Origin of the sequence: Collinsella aerofaciens (assembly GCF_018785245.1) — a bacterium.
GTDB lineage: Bacteria > Actinomycetota > Coriobacteriia > Coriobacteriales > Coriobacteriaceae > Collinsella > Collinsella aerofaciens_AD.
The window spans coordinates 24,905-45,665 of record NZ_WQPL01000012.1 but is presented as its reverse complement, the minus strand read 5'-3'; the positions used below and the strand labels follow the sequence as shown (position 1 = coordinate 45,665).

15 protein-coding genes are annotated in these 20,761 nt (G+C 60.0%); 7 read left to right on the top strand and 8 right to left on the bottom strand.

From position 1 onward, the window contains the following. Nucleotides 1–2: 2 nt before the first annotated feature. Nucleotides 3–1,904, bottom strand: a complete 1,902-nt coding sequence (locus tag GPK39_RS02665; protein WP_215673672.1) for a diguanylate cyclase — start codon at nt 1,902–1,904, stop codon at nt 3–5. A 211-nt stretch (nt 1,905–2,115) separates the two neighbouring features. Further along, nucleotides 2,116–2,913, bottom strand: coding sequence for an alpha/beta fold hydrolase (locus tag GPK39_RS02660; RefSeq protein WP_215673671.1), 798 nt, complete (start codon nt 2,911–2,913; stop codon nt 2,116–2,118). A 225-nt stretch (nt 2,914–3,138) separates the two neighbouring features. Between GPK39_RS02660 and GPK39_RS02655 the strand changes: the two genes are divergently transcribed. The 3 genes from GPK39_RS02655 to GPK39_RS02645 all read left to right on the top strand — a co-directional run bounded on the left by GPK39_RS02655 (nt 3,139) and on the right by GPK39_RS02645 (nt 6,025). Next, nucleotides 3,139–3,915 carry a radical SAM protein gene (locus tag GPK39_RS02655; RefSeq protein ID WP_215673670.1) on the top strand — a complete coding sequence of 259 codons (777 nt, stop codon included), beginning with the start codon at nt 3,139–3,141 and terminating at the stop codon, nt 3,913–3,915. Nucleotides 3,916–4,074: 159 nt separating this feature from the next. Then, nucleotides 4,075–4,962: a type I methionyl aminopeptidase gene (map, locus tag GPK39_RS02650; RefSeq protein ID WP_055286839.1), complete on the top strand. Its 888-nt coding sequence runs from the start codon at nt 4,075–4,077 to the stop codon at nt 4,960–4,962. 127 nt (nt 4,963–5,089) lie between these two features. Continuing rightward, the gene (locus tag GPK39_RS02645) at nt 5,090–6,025 is read left to right on the top strand and encodes a D-2-hydroxyacid dehydrogenase (protein ID WP_215673669.1); all 936 of its coding nucleotides are present in this window, start codon (nt 5,090–5,092) and stop codon (nt 6,023–6,025) included. Between the two features lie 257 nt (nt 6,026–6,282). On the opposite strand, the gene GPK39_RS02640 is transcribed toward GPK39_RS02645, so the two are convergent. Further along, entirely contained in the window at nt 6,283–7,668 is a 1,386-nt protein-coding gene (locus GPK39_RS02640) for a M18 family aminopeptidase (protein ID WP_252204587.1), read from the bottom strand. A gap of 161 nt (nt 7,669–7,829) precedes the next feature. Between GPK39_RS02640 and GPK39_RS02635 the strand changes: the two genes are divergently transcribed. After that, nucleotides 7,830–8,915: a carcinine hydrolase/isopenicillin-N N-acyltransferase family protein gene (locus tag GPK39_RS02635; protein ID WP_215673667.1), complete on the top strand. Its 1,086-nt coding sequence runs from the start codon at nt 7,830–7,832 to the stop codon at nt 8,913–8,915. Between the two features lie 140 nt (nt 8,916–9,055). Continuing rightward, nucleotides 9,056–10,135 (top strand): 6-phosphofructokinase, encoded by a 1,080-nt coding sequence (locus GPK39_RS02630; RefSeq protein ID WP_196025713.1) that lies wholly within the window; start codon nt 9,056–9,058, stop codon nt 10,133–10,135. 542 nt (nt 10,136–10,677) lie between these two features. Here the strand turns inward: GPK39_RS02630 and GPK39_RS02625 are convergent. Together GPK39_RS02625 and GPK39_RS02620 are read right to left on the bottom strand one after the other, a co-directional pair. Beyond that, complete coding sequence (locus tag GPK39_RS02625) at nt 10,678–13,443, bottom strand: FtsX-like permease family protein (RefSeq protein ID WP_252204585.1); 2,766 nt, start codon at nt 13,441–13,443, stop codon at nt 10,678–10,680. 5 nt (nt 13,444–13,448) lie between these two features. Then, nucleotides 13,449–14,150 (bottom strand): ABC transporter ATP-binding protein, encoded by a 702-nt coding sequence (locus tag GPK39_RS02620; RefSeq protein ID WP_117635686.1) that lies wholly within the window; start codon nt 14,148–14,150, stop codon nt 13,449–13,451. Nucleotides 14,151–14,421: 271 nt separating this feature from the next. Here GPK39_RS02620 and GPK39_RS02615 point away from each other — a divergent pair, with 271 nt between their 5' ends. Next, complete coding sequence (locus GPK39_RS02615) at nt 14,422–15,060, top strand: GyrI-like domain-containing protein (RefSeq protein WP_215673666.1); 639 nt, start codon at nt 14,422–14,424, stop codon at nt 15,058–15,060. Between the two features lie 312 nt (nt 15,061–15,372). On the opposite strand, the gene GPK39_RS02610 is transcribed toward GPK39_RS02615, so the two are convergent. The 3 genes from GPK39_RS02610 to GPK39_RS02600 all read right to left on the bottom strand — a co-directional run bounded on the left by GPK39_RS02610 (nt 15,373) and on the right by GPK39_RS02600 (nt 18,943). Beyond that, the gene (locus tag GPK39_RS02610) at nt 15,373–15,951 is read right to left on the bottom strand and encodes a methylated-DNA--[protein]-cysteine S-methyltransferase (RefSeq protein ID WP_338404378.1); all 579 of its coding nucleotides are present in this window, start codon (nt 15,949–15,951) and stop codon (nt 15,373–15,375) included. Between the two features lie 403 nt (nt 15,952–16,354). Beyond that, nucleotides 16,355–17,380 carry an aspartate-semialdehyde dehydrogenase gene (locus GPK39_RS02605; RefSeq protein WP_117766544.1) on the bottom strand — a complete coding sequence of 342 codons (1,026 nt, stop codon included), beginning with the start codon at nt 17,378–17,380 and terminating at the stop codon, nt 16,355–16,357. A 174-nt stretch (nt 17,381–17,554) separates the two neighbouring features. Beyond that, complete coding sequence (locus GPK39_RS02600) at nt 17,555–18,943, bottom strand: aspartate kinase (RefSeq protein ID WP_215673665.1); 1,389 nt, start codon at nt 18,941–18,943, stop codon at nt 17,555–17,557. A 104-nt stretch (nt 18,944–19,047) separates the two neighbouring features. On the opposite strand from GPK39_RS02600, the gene thrC reads away from it, so the two are divergent. Continuing rightward, nucleotides 19,048–20,565: a threonine synthase gene (gene thrC / locus GPK39_RS02595; protein WP_215673664.1), complete on the top strand. Its 1,518-nt coding sequence runs from the start codon at nt 19,048–19,050 to the stop codon at nt 20,563–20,565. Nucleotides 20,566–20,761 lie beyond the last annotated feature (196 nt).

Sequence of the window (20,761 nt, the reverse complement as noted above, 5' to 3'; positions counted from 1 at the left end):
GATTAAAAACTCCTTTGGTCAAACCAAATCGTGGGAAACGCGACGACATCGGCGGGGCGTGCCAACGTCTCGGCAATACGGTCTTGCACCTCGAGCAGGCAGTCGAGCAACAGCGGGTTAAACTCACCGCACTTACCGTCCAAGATCATCTGGATAGCCTCCTTGTGCGGGATAGCGTCCTTGTACACGCGCACGCTCGTCAGAGCATCGTACACGTCGGCCACCGAAACCACCTGTGCGGCAATGGGAATATCGTCGCCCTTAAGGCCATCGGGATAACCCTTGCCGTCCCAGCGCTCGTGATGCCAACGCGCAATCTGGTACGCATATTCCATAAGCGCATTGCCGACGTGATGTCGGCCCAGCTCAAGCAACATGTCGGCGCCAATCGTAGTATGCGTCTTCATAATCTCGAACTCCTCGGACGTAAGGCGTCCGGGTTTGTTGAGAATCGCATCGTCAATCGCCATCTTGCCGATATCGTGCAGCGCCGAAGCCAAGGCAATCGTGGAGCGTTCCTCGTTGTCGAGGGAAATGGTGTCGCTACGCTGGACCAGACAGCCAAGCAGCAGCTCGGTCAGCTTTTCGATATTCGTAACGTGCCTGCCGCTCTCGCCATTGCGAAGTTCCATGACACCGGCCATGATGTCGATGAGCATGCGACTGTTCTTGACGCGCTCGTTGTACTGCTGGGACAGCAGGCTCGTCAGGCGGCGCTGTTTGGCGTACAGACGGATAGTGTTGCTTACACGACGGCGCACGACACGGGCGTCAAACGGGCGGCTGATATAGTCCGAGGCGCCCAGCTCGTACGCACGCAGAACCACATCGTCGGAATCTTCGCTCGAGATCATGATGACAGGTAGTTTGTCAACAACCGATCGGCGCGACAGATCGGCCAGCACCTCAAAGCCGCTCACGTCCGGCATGACAATGTCCAGTAGCACGAGCGACAACTCATCGCCATAGCGGTCGACCATATCGAGCGCCGTACGACCGTTATCAGCCTCGAGGATGCAATACTCGTCCTTGAGCATCTCGTTGAGAATGGCTCGGTTCATCTCGGAGTCATCGATGATAAGCACCAAAGGCTTTTCGTTTTGGAAGGCCTCGATGAAATCGCCATCGGTCACGACCGTACCGGCTTTTGCCTTAGCACGGCTCAGTAACTGGACAGCGCGGCCAACGCCCTCATCAACCGTCTCGCCATGAATGCGAACGCCACCAACACATGCCGTCAAGCTCACGTGCTCATGGCCCGGAATAATCGCGGAACGAACGGCATCGGATACCTGACGCAGGCGACGGGCGAAGTCATCGGAGGGAATATCGGGCATGACGGCCACAAACTTGTCGCAGCCATAGCGCACAAGTTCGTCAGTCGAACGAATACCGCTGCGTATGGCTGTCGCCACGGCACCGAGCGCAAGGTCGCCGGCATGGCGGCCGCACGTATCGTTGAAGACCCTAAAATCATCAAGGTCGATCACCGCAACGCCGGCCTTCATGCGGGCGCTACGGAGCTTTTCCTCGTAATATCGGCGATTGCGCACACTCGTCAGCACGTCGGTGTAGACAAGGTCCTCTTCTGCAGCCTCTTGTTCATCGATCGGACGCACCATCAGCAAGACACGAGGCTCACCCTCGACCTTTAGAGGGCGTAGGCGAGCGCGGTACTCAACACCATCGTTGAGCAGTTGCTCCGACACCTCATCGGAGTCTGCCAAAGCCTCAAGACTCAACTGACGCAGACAAGGGCAGCGATCGCCGGCGAGCAGGCAGTTAGGCTCGCTCTTAATCTGATCGGCCGACAGCAAACGCACCACGGGGTAGGTCTTCGCGACGCGGGCGACCTCAGCGGCAGCCTCCTCGTCGGTTAGATTGACCTCGTGATTTTTGCGCATATGGGGCCCTTTCTATCGTTATGCACGGCAACGGTGCATATCAATTGGTACAAGGGTAACATCTAACAGCTGAAGGCAAACGCGCGATTATCGTTACATTTTTATGACCTGGCCAGCGGCGGTAATGGAGCCGCGGGCGCGCGGTTATGGACGCATTCGTTAACAATGACGAAACGCTAACAACCCCTCTCCCCGCAGGTCATCGAGCGTGCTAACGCTCCAAGACATCACGAACGGCATTTGCCGCCGTAACGGGGCGATCGCGCAGACCGTTATGCGCGCCCGGAATCGTCACAAGGGGGCAATCGAGATATTCGGCAGCCACCCTCGTGCCCGCCTCGCGGGGCGTGCCAACCGAGAGCTCGCCCAAGAACACGGCCGACACCGCCTTTGACGCGCGAGCGTGCTCCCAGTCGGGAGCATATGTCATATTTGTTCCGTATTCATTGGCCATAAAGCAACGACCATTGCGCAGGGCATGTTTGACTTCCGCTTCGGTCGTCCCAGGAGCCTCGGGGTCCAAGTCGCCGAGGGCTCCCAAGAAAAGCCGGAGCGCCCTTGAAACCTTTCCCGCCGCAATCATATCGAGCAAAACCGGAGCTGCGCCCATACCGACACCTTTGGCCGACACAGCCGGCTCATGCAGAATCGCACGGGCGACGAGATGGGGTTCGGTGCGAAGAAGCTCCAGCGCAACCAACGTACCGGCACTATGCGCAAGCACATTTGCCGGAGCGCCAACGTGTTCGATCACGGCTTGCAGGTCGGCGGCCTGAGCGGCAAGATCATAGCTGCCGTCTGCCGCATCGCTGCTGCCACCGCAGCCGCGGCGGTCGTAGGCAATTACGCGGTAGTTGCGGCTGAGCTCACAAGCGATACCGTCGAAAAATGTGCCGTCGACACAAGCGCCGTGCACGCACACCAAAGCAGGAGCATCAGGCGACACATCCGGGCCGGCATATTCGCGACAGGCAATCGTGGTGCCCGCATTCTCGACCGTAAAATCCATGTTGTGCCCCCATCATCAATGCCCATCCAGTTGCACGTCAGTACGGTTGGATGGACCCGCATTGCCTTATGCCTTGTTAACAAATTAACTGTACCCGAGCCGAGGCTTTTCATGGCGCAGCATAATGAGCGACGTGAAAAAACGAAACTTGTAAAGCAAGAGCCCGCACCTTGTTTTGGAGCCGATGCTATGCTTAGGCACAATTGTCTTGAGGAGCATATGCCTATGTCTACGTTTCTAAATGCCAGCCCCATCTTTGGGCCCGTTCGCAGCCGTCGCCTTGGTCTCTCGCTCGGCGTCAACATGATGCCGGCCAGCGGCAAAATCTGCACGTTCGACTGCATTTACTGCGAAAACGGCCTCAACGCCGAGCGCCCCTGTCATGAGCCGTACAACACAGCCGCCGTGGTACTCGACGCGCTCGAGGCAAAGCTGCGCGAGATGGCAGTCGAAGGTGAGCTGCCCGATGTAATCACGTTTGCCGGCAACGGCGAGCCCACCGCCGCACCGGAGTTTCCGCAGGCCATCGCCGGCGCTGTCGCGCTGCGCGACGAGCTTGCCCCAAACTCCAAGATCGCCGTGCTCTCCAACGGCACGCGCGCCGACCGTCCCCAGGTACACGACGCGCTCATGATGGTCGACGACAACATCCTCAAGCTCGATACGGTCGACCCGGCATTTATCCAGCTGCTCGATCAACCCGTTGGCCCCTACGATGTGGAGCACCAGATCGAGACGTTCGCGAGCTTTAACGGCCACGTCATTATCCAGACGATGTTTTTGACCGGCGAACACCAGGGCAATCCTCTCGACAATACCGGCGAGGAGTACGTTGGCCCTTGGCTCGCGGCACTCGAGCGCATTCGTCCGCAGGAGGCGACCATCTACACGGTGGCGCGCGAGACACCGGTCACCGGCCTTGCCAAAGCAGCACCCGACGTCCTCGACGCCATTGCCGCGCGTGTGCGCGCCCTCGGCATCCCCTGTCAGGCGAGCTACTAGCAAAACCACGCAGCAGCTAGTGCCCGCCACCCCGCTCCATCAGTTGCGGTGATATAGTTCCTGTTTATGCTGTTAAACCGCTTAATCGGAACTATATCACCGCAACTTTTATGGACGCGTGGGTGGGCTATACTAGCTGCGGATGAAAGGAAGTTAGCCATGTATGACAAAGGACCCGTGCCCGGCCGCAACGACGCCTGCTGGTGCGGCAGCGGCAAAAAATATAAGAAATGCCATAGCGCCTTTGATGAGCGCCTCGAGCGCTTGTGGGAAGAGGGCTGGGAGGTTCTGCCCCGCACGCTCTACAAGACGCCCGCCGATATCGAGGGCATCAAGCGCTCGGCCGCCATCAACGTGGGTGTGCTCGATTACGTAGGCGAACACATCGCCGCGGGCATGACCACCAACCAGATCGACCAGATGATCTACGACTACACCGTCGAGCACGGCGGCACGCCGGCCGATCTCAACTACGAGGGCTACCCCAAGAGCGTGTGCACCTCGATCAACGATGTGGTCTGTCACGGTATCCCCTGCGATACAGACGTGCTGCACGAGGGCGACATCATCAACGTGGACTGCTCCACGATTTTGGACGGCTACTTTAGCGACTCGAGCCGCATGTTCTGCATCGGCGAGGTCTCTGCCGAGCGCCAGCGTCTTGTCGACGTCACCCGCGCCAGCGTGGAGGCGGGCCTGGCGGCCGTCAAGCCATGGCTGCCGCTGTCCGTTATGGCCGAGGCCGTACAAAAGACGGTCGAGGACGCCGGCTTTAGCGTGGTGCGCGAGTACGGCGGACACGGCATCGGCAAGGAGTTCCACGAGGACCCGTTTGTGGGCTTTACCACCGAGGCACCCGATGTGGACACCATCATGGCTCCGGGCATGGTCTTTACCATTGAGCCCATGGTCAATGCCGGAGCGCCCGACATCAAGATCAGCAAGGGTGACGGTTGGTGCGTGCGCACCAAGGACGGCAGCGATTCGGCCCAGTGCGAGGTACAGCTCGTGGTGACCGAGGACGGTTACGAGCTGCTGAGCTGGTAGCCGTGGATGCGCCGGATGCTGACGGGCACGCTCGTCTTGCATCCGGCGTTTTTATTTGAACGTTTTGCCTGATAAAACCTGCCAAAAAACCTGTCCCTTTTTGCAGGTCGAGCGGAGAGGACTGCTTGTGAACATCCTGGTTTTGCTGCCCGTCAATGACCGCCATCGCGCAATTCTTGAGTCGAGCGCTCCGGGCGAGGACTTTATCTACACGAGCGCCGACGCCGCCACGCGCGAGCAGGTCGCCGATGCCGACGTGATCCTGGGCAACATCGACCCTGACATGCTCACGGCATGCGAGCATCTCCAGCTGTTGCAATTGCAGACCGCCGGCTATGACGACTACCTTGCCGCCGGCACCGTACCGGCCGACGCCAAACTGTCTTGCTCGGTGGGCGCCTACGGCCAGGCCGTAAGCGAGCACATGTTTGCCATGGTGCTGTCTATGATGAAGCGTCTGCCCGGCTATCACGATCTGCAGCGTGAGCATCGCTGGAAGGATTTGGGGCCGGTTACCTCGCTCAAAAACGCCAACGTGCTGGTGCTGGGCGCGGGCGATATCGGCGGCCACTTTGCCACGCTCTGCCGTGGCATGGGTGCGCACGTCCGCGGCATCAAGCGCCATCCGCTCGTCTACCCCATTGTGTTTGAGGACATGGACGGCATGGATGCCCTGTCTGAGCACTTGGCGGAGGCAGACGTCGTCGCATCCTTTATGCCGAGCACACCCGAGACCCGCGGCCTGGCGAACGCCGAGTTCTTCGCCGCGATGAAACCGAGCGCCTTCTTTGCCAACGGCGGCCGCGGCGACCTTGTGGTCGCCGACGACTTGGTTGCCGCCCTGGAGTCGGGACATCTCGCCGGCGCCGCGGTCGACGTCACCGACCCCGAACCGTTGCCTGAGACAAGCCCACTGTGGGATGCGCCCAACATGCTCATCACGCCACACGTCTCCGGCTGGTTCCACCTAGAGGCCACACTCAATAATGTGGTCGACATCGCCGCGGAGAATCTGCGTCACCTGCAAGTCGGCGAAACCCTGCGCTGTTGGATTGAGCACTAATCTTGTTCCGCCGTTCTAACGAACGGCGGACCGGTCGACGCTGCGCGCCGCCCAGAGCGACAATTTGTCATTCAAAAGGCGAGGCATGACCAGAAGGTCAATACCTCGCCTTTTTCATGCCAACTTGTTCGCTCTGGACGTCGCTCGCTGACGTTTGCCCAACCCGCGGTGTCTTAACAATTCCGTCCAGCTGGTGGTATTGCGGCATTTGCCCAGATAAAACCTGCCAAAGTAAACCTGTCCCTTTTTGGCAGATTTTAGAGTTCCACACTTTCGGCACCGTTGATGGTTAGGTCGCGCTCGTAGAAGGCCGTGAGGGCGCGGATGGCGCACATCACGTCGCGCACGCCGCCGGTCTCGTAGCTTGAGTGCATGGCCAGCTGCGGCAGGCCCACGTCCACGGCATGCATGCTCGCCTGCATATTGGACAGATTGCCGAGCGTGGAGCCGCCGGCCATGTCGCTCTTGTTGGCGAAGGCCTGCGTGGGCACGTCGGCGTCATCGCAGATGGCCTGGAACACCGCGCGGCTAAAGGCATCGGTGCAGTAGTGCTGGTTAGCAGCTTCCTTGACGACGATGCCGCCGTTAAGCACCACCTGGTTGCGGGCATCGCACTTCTCGGCATGGTTGGGATGCACGGCATGTGCGTTGTCGCAGCTCACGAGCATCGAGGCCGCAAGCGCGCGGTGGTACGACTCGTCGTCAAAGCCCAACGATCCGTTGATGCGGCGCAGCGCGTCGGCCAAGAACGTCGACATGGCACCCTGCTTGGTCTCGGAGCCAACCTCCTCGTTATCAAAGCAACAGAAGACCGAGACGTTGTGCGCGTTCTCGGCGCCCAAAAATGCCTGTAGCGAGGTATAGGCGCAGGCCAGGTCGTCAAGCTTGGGCGTCGAGATAAACTCGTCAGCCCAGCCCCAAATGCGCGCATCCTGACGATTGACCAGGAACAGATCGCGGCCCAGAATCTGCTCGGGCTCGACGTCCAGCTCATCGGCAATCAGGGCATCAAAATCTCCCTGCTTGAGTTCGCCGGCGCTAATGAGCGGGCACAGGTCAACGGCTCGGTTGGGAGCAAAGCCCTCGTTAACGCCGCGGTTCATATGGATAGCAAGACTCGGAATGATGGCGACTTCGCGCTCGGTGGCGAGCAAGCGACTCTCGATACGGTCGCCCTCGCGCACCAGCACGCGGCCCGCGAGCGCCAGCGGGCGATCGAACCAGGTGTAGTCAATCATGCCGCCGTAGGCCTCGGTGTTCAGGCGCAGCGTCTCGCCCGCGCCGTCGAGCTCGGGCACGGCCTTAACCTTAAACGTCGGCGAGTCGCTGTGCGACGCCGTGAGCTGAAAATGATAGTCACCGGCAACGCCGTCCTCGCCCCACGTCGCGGCCAGGTCCTCGCCCACCTTAAAGGCAACAACGCTCGAGGTGTTGCGCTGCGTGTAATAACGCCCGCCCGGCTCGATGTCCCACGCCGCGTTCTCGGGCAGGTAGGTAAAGCCTGCCTCGTCGAGCTCGGCCATAATGGTCGCCGCCGTATGGAACATGCTGGGACATGCCTCGATAAAGTCGATAAGGTCGTTGGCGGCCTCGATATCGTCGGCCGTCACGTGTACGCGCTCGGGCGTTTCCTGATCCGTCATGCTCTCCCCTTTCGCTGGGTTGATGGTCCCCTCCAGCATACCCCGCCACGCCAGCGCCGCACTCTTCATTCCGTGCTTAATTCCGCGCCGCTCACCAAGTTGAGCCATCATGCCCGCGCTCCTTTTGCGACAATTGCGCTAACAGGACGAGAGGAGCCGTCATGAAGCCACGTAACATTGCCATCGCCTGCGGTGTCGCGGGAGTCGCCGTCAGCCTTGCCGCTGCCACCGGTATCGTTTATCACAAGCAAATCAAGTCCGCCGCGTCGCTCAAACGCTTGACCGGCTACGCGGATGGCTATGACCTGTATGCAATCGACATAGCCTACGACTACGATCTTGATCGCATCATCGCCGCTGGCGTGCGCGACGACCAGGCCTACATCGATGCCGTGGTGGCGCAGGTGCTGCCCGGTGTGCCGGCACATGTCCAGGCACCCCAGTTTGCCTGCAGCGCTTTTGTCGCCGTAGATGCCGAAGGCCGTGTGCGCACCGGTCGCAATTACGACTTTAAGGACGACACCTCGGCGCTGCTGGTACGCAATCACCCACACGGCGGCTATGCCTCAATCGGGCTTGCCGCCCTTAACAACCTGGGCGATAACACTCCGCTTAACTCCGTCGCCGGACGCGCCGCCGCACTCATGGGCCCGTTTGCCCAGCTCGACGGTGTTAACGAATGTGGCGTGTCCATTGCCGTACTCACCCTGGATTCCAAGCCCTGTGACCAGGACACGCAACGCTCCGTCATCAATACCTCGCTCGCCATCCGTCTGGTGCTCGACCGTGCCGCCACCACGCAAGAAGCTGTCGACCTACTTTCCGCCTACGACATGCACGCCATGGCAGGACGCGATTACCACTTCTTTATCAACGACGCCGCCGGTGACGCGCGCGTAGTAGAGTGGGATCCGCGCGATCCGGACCGCGCTTTCAAAGCGACTCCTGTACGCCAGGTTACGAACTTCTACGCCTGCTATGGCGACGAAGTGCTGCCCAACCAAAAGAATGACGAGCTGGGCCATGGTAAAGAGCGCGCCATCGCAATCGCCGATGTCCTTGACGCCCATGTCGGTGCCCAGGACGAGGCAGTCGCTTGGAAGGCCCTACGCGCTGCAGCGCAAGAACCCAATCCGAAAGACATCACCAGCAATACGCAATGGTCGGTCGTCTTTGACAATACCGAACCCGCCGCCGCCATTACGCTGCGCCGCCACTGGGGCGACGTCGACGCCTTCGCACTGTAAGGACCCAGGCTCGTCGACCTTACGCTCGCCTGACGTTGTTTACATTTCTATACGCTTGAGCTAACACGTTTTACCCCCGTATCAACAGTGTGCGGGGGTAAACTTATGCGCATGTTATAACTTGCCCGGAAGGATTCATCATGCTTAGGATCGGTCTTCTTACCAGTGGCGGCGACTGCCAGGCGCTCAACGCCACCATGCGCGGCATTGTCAAAACGCTTATGACCAATAGCGAAGAGCCTATTGAAATCTATGGTTTTGAGGACGGCTACCAGGGCCTTATCTACAGCAGATTCCGTGTCATGACTCCCGCCGATTTTAGCGGCATCCTCACCCGCGGCGGCACCATTCTGGGCACGAGCCGTACGCCATTCAAGCGCCTGGACACTCCCGAGGCCGACGGCGTCGAGAAGGTGCCGGCGATGGTCCACACCTATCATAAGCTGCAGCTCGACTGCCTGTTTATGCTGGGCGGCAACGGCTCCACCAAGACCGCCAACCGCCTGCGCGAAGAGGGCCTCAACGTTATCGCCCTGCCCAAGACCATCGATAACGACACCTGGGGCACCGAGTTGACGTTTGGCTTTACGAGCGCCATCGACGTCGCTACCAAGTGCATCGACGACATTCACACCACCGCCTCAAGTCACGGCCGCGTGTTCGTTATCGAGATCATGGGTCACAAGGTTGGCTGGATTCCGCTGTATGCCGGCGTCGCGGGCGGCGCAGATGTCATCTTGATTCCCGAGATTCCCTACGACATGGATAACGTCATCAAGACCATCGAGCATCGCATGGAGACCGGCAGCCGCTTTACTATCGTGGCCGTCGCCGAGGGCGCTATCTCCAAGGAGGACGCGGCGCTGCCCAAGAAGGAGTACAAGAAGAAGCTCGCCGAGCGCACGAGCCCGTCAATCGTGTACGACATCGCCAAGGAGATCGAGGCCAAGACCGGTCGCGAGACCCGCGTCGCCATCCCCGGCCACACGCAGCGCGGCGGCCAGCCCGACGCCCAGGACCGCATCTTTGCGACCCAGTGCGGCGTCGAGGCAGCGCTCGGCTGCCTGCGCGGCGAGTTTGGCTACATGATTGCCCTGCGCGACGGCAAGATGTGCCACATGCCGCTCGAGGATGTCGCCGGCAAGCTCAAGTTTGTCGATCCCCAGAGTGATCTGGTGCGCGAGGCCAAGGCGCTGGGCATCAGCTTCGGCGACGAATAGCCTCGGCTGGAACCGCCCCCATCGGAGCCCCCAGGGCTTACCTCCCAAATCGTCCTCGGACATGTCAGGACCCCGCCGTGTGCTTCGCGCGGCGGGATCCTTCCGTCCTGCGGAAAGATTTGGGAGGTAAGCCCTGGGGCCTCCTGCGGTAACTAGGGAGGCCGTGGCTATTCGTCTTCTTGCTGCGGGTGCCTGGGGTAGGATGCGGCGTGCATTTTTGGGAGTATTCAGCAGCCGAGGGTGCCTGCATACTGGATTTTGGGCGAAAGGCAGGCACCATGGGCCGCATCCTGTAAAAAAAACGAGCGGCTCTAGAGGCGTTGGGACTCAGAATCGGGGCTTTCAGCGCGGTTTTGTGCACCCGCCCCCGCGCCCGCGGACCCCGGGATGCTGAATACTCCGGAATTTGCACGGCGCCCCCTGGGGTACCTGTGGGCAAAAAGCAACCGCCCCGTCAAAGTATGCATTTGGCGGAGCGGTTTATGCAAAAATACTGCTGCGGGCGCGTCGGCAGCTCGCTAGAACTTGAATCCCAGGACAGGTTACTCGGCGCTCTTGAGGGCGCCGACCATGTCGATCTTGTTGAGGGTACGATTGGTGGCGAGGTTGACGATAAACGTAAAGCCAAAGGAAAGCACCACGGCGAGCACGTAGCTTAGCGGCTCGACCTCAACATCAAAGTACAGCGACGGCATCTGCAAAATGTACGTAAAACTCTCGGCCAGCAAGCCGCCCAGTGGCACGCCCAGCGCGGCGCCAATTGCCGTGAGGATCAACGTCTCCTTGTTGACGTAATGGTGCACCTCGCCACGGCGGAAACCAAGCACCTTGATGGTCGCCAGCTCGCGCTCGCGCTCGGAGATATTCGTGTTGGACAGCGTAAACACCACCACAAACGACAGGCACGCCGCCATAAAGGTCACGAGCACCACGACGGAATTGATAATAGTGAAGTTCGCCTCAAAGTTCTCCCAATGCTCGGCCGTGCTCGAAATCGAAAGCCAGCCGTCACTCTTAAGCTTCTTGCTAAACGCAATCTGGTCGGCCGACGAACCCTTGAGCAGCGCAAAGATGCCATTGAGGCGAACGCTGCGCCCAAACGCGCGCTCATAGGTGCTCTGCGTCATGTAAAGCGTGTTGCCCAGATAGTTAAGCGAAATGTCGCTGACTTTGACCTTGGCGACATTGAGCGACGAATCCTGGACGTGCGCCGTATCGCCCGGTTGAATCCCCAGCACCAGCTGTGAACTCTTACTCAGATACACGTCTCCGTCACGCAAAGACAGTGGCTCTTTGGACTCATCCTCAAGGCGAACGTAATCGCCCAAGTCACCCGTGCGGTCATCGGGCACCACGATCAGCTGCACGGTCTCGCTCTTTCCGCCGAATGTAAAGGTAACGTTGTCGGTCATAATCGGCAGCGTCGAAGTCACGGTCACGTTGGAATCATTGGCCGCGCCGCGCTCATCCAATGCCGCGCACGTCTGCGAAAAATCGTCGGGATTGGCGACCGCCAGCAGGTCGTAGCGCGTGATATGCCCGTACTGTTTGGGCGAAAGCGCCACCGACGTGTCACGGATACCCATACCGCAGATCACGAGCGCCGTGCAGCCGGCGATACCGAAGATGGTCATAAAGGCACGCTTTTTGTAGCGGAACAGGTTACGTGCTGCCACCTTGTTCAAAAAGCTCATACGTCGCCAAATAAAGCCGATGCGCTCAAGCAAGATGCGCGAGCCGGCACGCGGGGCCTTGGGACGCATGAGCGAGGCGGGGGTCTCGGCCATCTCGTGGCGGCAGGCAATAATCGTAGCACCCACCACGCCCACGGCAAATAGCGCCACCGACACGAGCGACGACACGATGTCGTACGAAAGCAGCATCTGGGGCAGCGAATACATGTCGTCGAACACCGTAAACAAGAACAGCGGCAGGCCCACAAAGCCGATGATATTGCCGAGCACGCCACCGATCAGACACGCCCACAGCGCATAGTCCACGTATTTGGACAGGATGCGCCCGCGCGAATAGCCGAGCGCCTTATACAGGCCGATGAGCGTGCGCTCCTCCTCGACCATACGCGTGGCGGTGGTAAGGCTGATGAGCACGGCGACGATAAAGAAGATGAACGGGAACACCGTGGCGATAGCCTCAATTGACGAGCTATCGCTCTCCACGCTCGAGTAGCTTGCGATATTGCCGCGGTCCTGGATGTACCAGGTGCATTCGCCCAGATCGGAAAGCTCGGCGCGGGCATCGGCAAACTGCTGGTCGGCGGCGGCGCGGCGCTGATCCAGGTCGGTCTGCGCTTGCACGCGCTCCTCGCTGCCCTCTGCCATGCGATTGATGTTGTCCTGCTCAATCCCAAAGAGCATATTCGCCTGACGCTCAGCCGCGTCCAAGCTCGCCGGCGTGTCGACCGTCAGCTCCTGGGCGCGCGCCTTCTCACGCTCCTCGCGGATCTTCTCGATATTGCCCTTGACCTCATTGATCTTTGCCGCGTAGGAATCCGAATAGGAGTTGAGGCTCTTGGCTCCCTCGACGATCACGTGGACCGCGGAGTAGGAAGAAGATGTCGCGGCGTCCTCGCTCACATAGAACTTATAGTCCGCCGCCGAAGCAGCGCGAAAGGCGTTGACTGTCGAGTCAGAACTTACATCAGTGGGGTCGAGGACCTCAGCCGTAATGGTGTAATCGCCCGCGGCAAACTGGTCCTTGGCGCTTTGATTGGACGAGCTCGCGTCATTGGCGGCAAAACTCACCGTATCGCCGATTTTCTTGCCCGATGCCTTCAGGAACTTCGAAGTCACCGCGACTTCATCGGCGCTCTCGGGCAAATCGCCGTTCACGAGCACCGGCTGATCGATGTTCTCCTTGGAGAGACTCTGCACGACCACGCGCTCGCGCGTTGTGCCCACGGCGGTGTAGGCGGTCTCGGTGTAGATGCCCTCGGCCGTTTCGACGCCATCGACCTCTTGGATGGCGTCGAGATCATCGTCAGTCAGGCCATAGGTCGACTGCACGTTAATGTCATAGACATTTTGCTGGTCGAAGTAGGCATCAACCGAATCACACAGGTCCTCGCAACCCGCCTTAAGGCCGCACATCACGCTCACGCCAAGCGCGGTGATGACCACGATTGACAAGAAGCGCTTAAGACTGCCTCGGATTGTGCGGTAGATGCCACGGCGAAACACCGTCGGCACCATATCGTTTGAGCTTTGGGCAGTGCGGTAGGTCGTAAAATCCTGCTCGCGCTCCGTGTTCTGCGCGTCGCGGCGTAGGCTGTTTTGGCGGTCCTGGTCCATGGGCGCTACCACTCGATCGTCTCGATAGGCACGGGATTTTGCTGGACCGTCTCGCTCTCCACGCGACCACTCTTAAAGCGAATCAGGCGATCGGCCATGGGCGCGAGCGCGGAGTTGTGCGTGATGATGATGACCGTAATGCCCTGCTTGCGGCAGGTATCCTGCAGCAGCTGCAAGATCTGCTTGCCGGTTTTATAGTCGAGCGCGCCCGTGGGCTCGTCGCACAGAAGCAGCTTGGGGTTCTTTGCCAGTGCGCGGGCGATGGACACGCGCTGCTGCTCGCCGCCCGAAAGCTGCGCGGGGAAGTTGGCGAGGCGCTCACCCAAGCCAACCTGGCGAAGCGTCTGTTCGGCATCGAGCGAATCGGGGCAAATCTGTGCCGCGAGCTCGACGTTCTCAAGCGCCGTCAGGTTGGGAACCAGATTGTAGAACTGGAAGACAAAGCCGACGTCGGCGCGGCGGTATTCCACGAGCTGCGCCTCGTTAGCGGAGCTCACATCGCGCCCGTCCACCGTCACGGTGCCGGAGGTCGCCGTATCCATGCCGCCCAGAATGTTGAGCGCCGTGGTCTTGCCGGCACCCGAGGCGCCCAGGATAATGGCGAGCTCGCCGCGCTCGACCGTAAAGCTCGCGCCGTCGAGAGCGTGGATGCGAGCATCGCCCTCGCCGTATGCTTTGATGACGTCTTTGAATTCGATATAGGCCATCGATCGGTTCCCATCTGGTCGGATAACTCTTTAGTATTACCCATTTCGCACCGACCAAAAAGGGACAGGTTCATTTTGGCAGGTTTTATATGGGGAAACGGCAGCTATAGATGAGGCGCCGGGAAGGTAGGGAAATCATCGACAGGGTCAGGCCGACCGCCAAACACAACGCACGCATCTCTATCTGTCAGCCAAATCATTCGAACAGTTGTTCGTTTCTATGATATGATTCCGTTATCTAAGCTGGCCAATACGCAGAAAGGCGGCCAACATGGCGTTCGACTTTAAGAAGGAATGCAAGGAGCTCTACAAACCTGCAAGCAAGCCGAGTATCGTAACTGTCCCGCCTATGAGCTACGTTGCCGTTCGCGGAAAGGGCGACCCAAATACCGAAGGTGGCGAGTATCAAAACGCCCTGCCGCTGCTTTACGGCATCGCCTATACCGTCAAGATGTCGAAGAAAGGCTCAAGGAGTATCGAGGGCTATTTCGACTTTGTGGTACCGCCGCTCGAGGGTTTCTGGTGGCAAGATTCCCCGAGCGGTGACATCGATTATGTACGCAAGGACGATTTCAACTTTATCTCGTGCATCCGCCTACCCGATTTCGTCACCCGAGATGACTTTGACTGGGCAGTCGTGGAAGCCACGAACAAAAAGAAACTGGACTTTTCCGCCGTCGAGCTGCTTAAAGTTGACGAGGGTCTCTGCGTTCAATGCATGCACACCGGGCCCTACGACAACGAACCGGCGACCGTAGACGCTATGCATGAATACACGACCGAGCAGGGCTATGTTCCCGACTTCTCAGACACCCGTTTCCATCACGAAATCTATCTCTCCGATCCGCGCAAATGTGCACCGGAGAAACTTAAGACTGTGGTTCGTCATCCTATCAAGCGCGCTGAATAGCGTGGAGCGTCATTTCACGCGCCAGGTTTTAAACCAGCCAACCAGCCGCCTCCTAGGCCGTCCGGTAATTATCTTGACGCGGCCCGTCGCATCTAATAAGTTTGTTTTGCTAAAGCTGGAAAGCCTCTCAACGATGCGCAACTCCAGCTCTTTTTATATCAAGAGGCTTAAATGAAATACCAGAAGTCGTGGATATCCATCAACGAACAGATGGCACTATTGACAGAAAACAAGGGTCTTAAGTGCTCTGATCAAAGCGAACTCGAGCGAGCTTTGGTCGAAGTCGGCTACTACAGGCAAAGCACTCGAACGCTACTCCTCGTACGCGCCCTCAAGCCGAAGCAGCCACTCCTTGCGATCAAGCCCGCCGGCATATCCGTTGAGCGAACCATCGGCGGCAACCACGCGATGGCACGGCACAATAATCGAAATGGGATTACGCGCGACCGCGGCCCCCACGGCACGGGAAGACACAACGGGGTCCTCGTTTCCCGGTACACGATGTCGAGCCGCAACACGCTGGGCAATCTCGCCATACGTGGCGACCTCGCCACGCGGAATAGAAAGCAGCTCGTACCAAACTTCACGCTGAAACGCCGTGCCAATCAAATGCAACGGCGGCGTAAACCGAGGTTCCTGCCCTGCAAAATAAGCATTCAACCAAGCCCAAGAACGCTCGAGCACCGAGGAGGCCGCACCATTTGCGGGATTCACCGACGACATGCCACCGGTACCGGAAACCGCGTCGGCGCCTTCAACATGTTCGGAGTCTTCCCGGAGAAGCGTGGAGCCAAAATGCTCCTGCCCCTCAAACCAAAGTCCCGTCAGACCGCGGCCATCAGCGGCAAGCAAGATTTCGCCCAAAGGCGAAGCAAACGTCGTCGTGACCACCAGCGGCTCCTTTCAAAACTCCGCAACATAATACCGCGAATTGTGCAGACAACCCCAATCGACCCCAAAGTCACCCCAGGCAGTAGGCGCGAACGCGCCGCAGCTGCCGGCCGCGCCCCACAGCCCCCCAAGGCGGCAGGCGCAAAGCGCCGTGGCCGCCGCCGGGACTAGGGCCCGCAACAGCCACGCGCCCCAACATCAGCCCAGCGGCCCCAACCAGCAACGGCCCCATCGCAGGCCGCTCGCAACAGCGTCACCGCAGGCGGGGGCCGGGCCCAGTTTTCAGAACACTCCGCAGACCAGTGTGGCGCCTTGTCCGCGGCTCCGAAGGAGCAGGACAAGGCGCCACACATGGTCGAGGACGTTCTGAAAACTGGGCCCGGCCCCCGCCGGACAGGTCACACTACTCGCAGAGCAGCTTAGCGATCTGGACGGCGTTGGTTGCCGCGCCCTTACGGATTTGGTCGCCGCAGCACCAGAAGGTGATGCCGCGCGCAGCCTCGGGGTTCGAGATGTCGCGGCGCACGCGGCCGACCCAAATCAGGTCCTGGTCGGAGGTGTCCATCGGCATGGGGAAGCGGTCGTGTGCATCCTCGGCAGCCATATCGTCAACCAGCTTGACGCCGGGAGCAGCAGCCAGCGCAGCACGAGCCTCCTCAACCGTTATATCGCGCTCAAACTCGAGCGTAATGCTCTCGGAGTGCGAGCGCAGCACAGGCACGCGCACGCAGGTGCAGTTCACGCGCAGCTCGGGCAGGTGCATGATCTTGCGGCCCTCGTTTTGCAGCTTCATCTCCTCGGAGGTAAAGCCCTCCTCCTTGACGCCGCCAATCTGCGGAATCAGGTTACTCGCCAGCTGGGCGGCAAACGCGCGCGGCTCGGGAATCTCCTCGCCACGGCCCAGGGCGGCCAACTGAGCCTCGAGCTCGGCCATGCCGGGAGCGCCGGCACCCGAAGCCGCCTGATACGTCGAGACGATCATGCGCTTCACGCCGGCGAGCTGATGCAGCGGCCACGTAGGAACCAGGCCGATGATGGTCGCGCAGTTGGGGTTGGCGATAAGGCCGTGATGCCACTTGATATCGTCGGCATTGATCTCGGGCACGACCAGCGGCACCTCGGGATCCATGCGGAAGGCATGACTGTTGTCGACCACGACGGCGCCGCGCTTGACGGCCTCGGGCAGCAGCTCCTTCGCGATATCGTCGCCGGCGGCTCCGAGCACAATGTCGCAGCCCTCAAAGGCCTCGGGGCAAGCCTCTTCGATCACGATTTGCTCGCCGCGGAACTCAACGGTCTTGCCCGCGGAGCGTGCACTTGCCAACAGCTTGAGCTTGCCAACCGGAAACTCCTGCTCGTTGAGGCACTCGAGCATCTGGGTGCCCACGGCTCCCGTCGCGCCCAAAATAGCAACCGTGTACTGTTTCATGCTTCCCCCTTTAAAGGTTTTGGCTTTTGCCCGCACGCCGAGCAGGCTGATTATTGTTGCCAGTGTATACAAGAACGGGGCGGGCACGAAACCCGCCCCGTCGAAACGAAACCGAAACGAAACGCCCCGCCGTAGATTTTTGGCACTTGTCCCAAAAATGCACCGGGACGGCAGCTACTTGCAGAGCGCGGCCAGGGCGGGATCGACCGGTGCGGGGACCTCCAGGTCGGAGACCTTCACAATGCCGTTCTCATCGGAGAAGGCACGGTAGATGGTCTGAATCGCCAGGTCGAAGTCCTTCTCCTCGACACCGATAATGATGTTGATCTCGTCGCAGCTCTGCGAAATCATGCGCACGCTCACGCCGGCCTGGCCAAGCATGCCAAACAGATGGCCCGAGATACCTGCGCGGCCACGCAGGTTACGGCCGACGGTCGCGATGAGCGCCAGGCCCTCGACAACCTCGATCTCGAGCGGCTCGACCTCCTGCTGAATGTCGCCCACGAGCGAGTACAGCGAGTCGTGCACGTCCTGCTCCTGCACCACGGCGCCAAAGCGGTCGACACCGGTGGGCATGTGCTCGACGGAAACGTCATAGCGCTCGAAGACCGAAAGCGCGCGGCGCATAAAGCCAACACGGGGCTTGGTGCGGTCGCGGGCAACGTTGATGGCGACAAAGCCGCGCTTGCCGGTCACGCCGGTAATGATGGGCTCTGCCTCACCCTCATCAGCCGTCTCGCTAATGATGGTGCCGGGGTCCTGCGGCGCATTGGTGTTCTTGATGACCAGCGGAATACCCGCCTCGCGCACGGGGAACACGGCCTCCTCGTGCAGGACGCTTGCACCCATGTACGAAAGTTCGCGCAGCTCCTCGTAGGTAACGCGCGCAATGGGCTGAGCCTCGGGCACAATGCGAGGATCGGCAGAATAGAAGCCCGAGACGTCGGTCCAGTTCTCGTACAGGTCGGCACCCAGGCACTTGGCCAGGATCGAGCCGGAAATATCGCCGCCACCACGGTCGAGCAGCTTGATCTGGCCCTCACGCGTCGCGCCGTAGAAACCGGGCATAACAAAGCCGCCCTGCTGGCCGTACTCCTGCACCAGCTCGGAGGTGCGATTCATGCTGAGCGTACCGTCATGATGGAACGCCACAACCGTCGCGGCGTCCAGGAACGGCAGGCCCAGGTACTCCGCCATCAGGCGAGCGGTGAAGTACTCGCCACGGCTCACGAGCTCCTCGGTAGAGTAGCCGCCCGAGCGGGCGCGCTCGGCAAAGGCCGCGAACTCCTCGCGGATGGGATAGGTGAGCTCCAGCTCGTCAGCGATATCAAAATAGCGCTGGCCAATGTCCTCGAGCAGCTCCTCACACGACACGTGATACTTAACGTGCGCGTTAACCAGGTAGAGCAGGTCGGTCACCTTGGTGTCGCCCTTAAAGCGGCGGCCGCAGGCGGAAACCACCACAAAACGGCGGGCAGGGTCGGCATCGACGATGGCCTTGATCTTCTTGAAGTGTTCGGCGTCGGCGACCGACGAGCCGCCAAACTTGGCAATCTTAATCATGGACTGGAGGTTACCTTTCTAAAAAGCCTCTGCGAACCTATTTTGCGCGCTCTGATACCATGGGTTCACCGATTGGGACCAAGGCATCCGAGGAGCAGTGTTATATGGGAACTTATCATAGTACACGAGGACGCACTTTATCGTGCTCAAGTAAGGTGGCAATCCGCACCGGCATCGCTCCCGACGGGGGTTTGTTTGTCTCGGACGAGCTTGGCACTCAGCAGGTCGATATCAGCTCGCTTGCAGATAAATCGTACTTTGAAATCGCTCAAGATGTGTTGGGAATGTTACTGAATGATTACACGGCCGAAGAAATTTCGGCGTGTGTCGACGAGGCATACCGCGGCACGTTTGCGAGTGAAGAGGTTACGCCGCTCGTCAAACTCGACGCTGCGCCGGGCGCTGACTCCCCCCAGACCTATGTGATGGAGCTCTTTGGCGGCCCCACGAGCGCCTTTAAGGACGTCGCCCTGCAGATGCTCCCCCGTCTGATGGCCCGCACTTCCGCCAAGGACGGCGGCACCGAGCGCATCATGATCGTCACCGCCACATCGGGCGACACGGGCAAGGCCGCGCTCGCCGGTTTTGCCGACGCTCCGGGCACGGGCATCACCGTCTTTTATCCCGAGGGCAAGGTCAGCCGCGTCCAGAACCTGCAGATGTCCACGCAGGAGGGCGACAACGTCGCCGTCTGCGGCATCCGCGGCAACTTTGACGACGCCCAGAGCGCCGTCAAGCGCATCTTTGCCGATAAGGAGCTTGCCGAGCGCCTGGAGGCCGCTGGCACGGTGCTTTCGAGCGCCAACTCCATCAACGTTGGCCGCCTGGTACCGCAGGTCGTCTACTACTTTGCCGCCTATGCGCAGCTGCTGCGCGCCGGCGCCATCGAGGCCGGCGATGCCGTGGAGTTCTGCGTGCCGACCGGCAACTTTGGCGATATCCTGGCCGGCTACTATGCCAAGCGCATGGGTCTGCCCGTCGCCAAACTCGTCGTGGCCAGCGACAAGAACAACGTGCTCGCTGACTTCCTGACCACCGGCGTTTACGACCGCAACCGCCCGTTCTTCACGACCATCTCGCCGTCGATGGACATCCTTATTAGCTCCAACCTGGAGCGTATGCTTTATTTCCTGTCCGATGGCGACTGCGAACTCGTTGCCGGCCTTATGGAGCAGCTGGCACAGACTGGTCGCTATGAGGTGCCCGCCGAGCTGCTGGCCAAGATCCAGAGTGTGTTTGGCTGCGGCTGGGCCAGCGAGGACGAGGTCCGCGCTGCTATCAAGAACTGCTGGGATGCAAACGGCTATGTGATCGACCCGCACACCGCTTGCGGCTATCACGTCTTTGAAAAGGTCGCCCCCGCCGAGGGCGCCAAGGCCCGCGTGCTGCTTTCGACCGCCAGCCCCTACAAGTTCCCGCGCGCCTGCTGCGACGCCCTGGGCCTCGACGTTCCCGAGGATGATTTTGAAGCCATGCGCGTGCTCGAGCAGGCCACCAATACGATCGCACCGGCACAGCTCGCCGAACTCGAGTCCAAGCCCGTCCGCTTCGAAGACGTCTGCGACGTCGACGAGATGACCAGCTACGTCGACTCTGCAGCAAAACGAATGAGCACCAACTAGATCCCTTATTAAGCGCCGGCGAAAGCCGGCGCACCTTCTTTTATCAGATACCCACCGGGATGATGACGAACTGACATGCGGGTCTGCCTGTTTAGTTCGTCGCGAGTTCCGCACGAGCCGGAAAGCACTTAATGTGCTTTCCGAGCGAGCCAGGACTGCCCGAGCAGCGAACTAAACAGGCAGACCGCCCAGGAGA